Source organism: Protofrankia sp. CiP1_Cm_nod4 (assembly GCF_982290645.1).
In genome coordinates this window covers 18,670-20,364 of sequence record NZ_CEVIVC010000060.1, presented here as the reverse complement: position 1 = coordinate 20,364, position 1,695 = coordinate 18,670, and the positions used below count along the sequence as shown (strand labels likewise).

Here is a 1,695-nt window from a genome sequence, read left to right as displayed (position 1 = left end):
CCGCCGGCGCGTTTCCTGGCCGCGGGGCCGGCGGGCGCAGGCCGGCGAGGACGCCCAGATAGGCCGGCGCCTGGATCGGGGTGACCACGACGACGACCACGGCGTCCACCGCGTCCACGCCGGTGCGCAGCCGGCGGCCCAGCCGCGGCCAGGTGTCCGGCCGCCGCCATGACAGCGGGTAGGACGTCGCCGGGAACGGCCGCGTCTCGGGGGCGTCCACCCGCTGCCGGCCCGGGTAGAGCCGGGCCGGGTACTGCGCCGACCAGGACTCCAGGCGGACGTCGTGGCCACACGCCGCGAGCCGGTGCGCGAGCTCGGTGGTGTGCTGGGCGACACCGCCCTTGTAGGGATGGGCCGGGCCGACGATCGCGATCCGCGACCGCGCCGGCGCCGGCGTCCCGGCGTGCCTCTCCGGCCGCTCACCTGTCATCTCGTCCGTCCCTGTGGAAGGAGCCTCACCGTGAGGGATGAAAGATCCGTCAGCATGGGGGAACGTCCGTCACCATGGAGCATCCGTCACCGTGGGACCCGGCGGGACGGCAGCGCAGTCCGGCGGGGCATCAGTCGCCGCCGCGGGAGCGGGCCACGAGATCCCCGATCAGGGCGAGCACGACGATCTGGAAACCGACCAGGATCGCCAGCAGCGTGGACGTGGTGACCCGCAGGTCGTAACGGATCAGGTCGGCGACGAGCTTCACGAAACCCAGCCCCATGATCCACAGGGCGATCGGCATCAGCACCCGGATCGGGTCGAAGTACATCACCATCCGCAGCACCTGCAGGATGTAGCGGCGCGCGTCCCGGAACGGGTGGAACTTGCTCTTGCCCGAGCGTTTCGCGTAGTCGATCGGGATGTAGTCGACGGGGTGCTGGTTCGACAGGAACGCCATCGTGATCGTCGTCACGCAGGAGAACCCGGGCGGCAGCAGCCGCAGGTACGGCAGGGAAACCTCCCGCCGGAACGCCCGCAGCCCCGAGTTCAGATCGGGGATCTTCATGCCGGACAGCCGCTGCGCGATCATCCGGATGAACCACTTGGCCGGCACCCGCGCCCACTTGTGGGTGCCCTCCTCGGTCGTGCGCGCGCCCACGACCTGGTCGACGTCGGGGCAGGCGTCGAGATGGCGGACGAACTCCGGGATGCGCTCGTTCGGGTAGGTCATGTCCGCGTCGGTCCAGACCACGATCTTCCCGCGGGCGTCCTGGGTGCCGATCCGGCGCGCGGTGCCCGACCCGCCGTTGCGGCGGAACGCGATCAGCCGCATGTTCGGGAAGCGGTGCATCACGCCGCGCAGCAACGCCAGCGTGTTGTCGGTCGACTTGTCGTCAATGACCAGCAGCTCGTAGCTGTAGCCGCTGGTGTCCATCGCGGCGGTGATCCGCTCCAGCTCGTGGACGATGTGATCCTGCTCGTTGTAGCAGGGCAGCACGACCGTCACATAGGGCGGGGCGGGTGCCTCCGCCACCGTCCCGACGCCGCTCTGCTTCCTGAGGACGGGTACGCCGGGGCTGACAGATGCGCGTACAACGCTGACACTCACGTCGATGTGACTCCTGATTTCCGCCCGGGAACGGGAGGTTCGCCGGTGCCGTCGAGTTGTGGCCGGACCGGCCGGGCCGGTCAGGTCGAATGATCACAACCTCCTCCGCGCGTGCTTCGGCTGCCCCGTCCGCATGCCGGGGTCACAGGACGCC

2 protein-coding genes are annotated in these 1,695 nt (G+C 70.2%); both read right to left on the bottom strand.

Annotated features, from left to right (window positions below):
• The coding region (locus AC5LSR_RS13305; RefSeq protein ID WP_493468512.1) for a glycosyltransferase at window positions 1–430 on the bottom strand (430 nt) is incomplete at its 3' end.
• Window positions 431–560: 130 nt separating this feature from the next.
• The gene (locus AC5LSR_RS13300; protein ID WP_250284951.1) at window positions 561–1,466 is read right to left on the bottom strand and encodes a glycosyltransferase family 2 protein; all 906 of its coding nucleotides are present in this window, start codon (window positions 1,464–1,466) and stop codon (window positions 561–563) included.
• Between the last annotated feature and the right edge of the window lie 229 nt (window positions 1,467–1,695).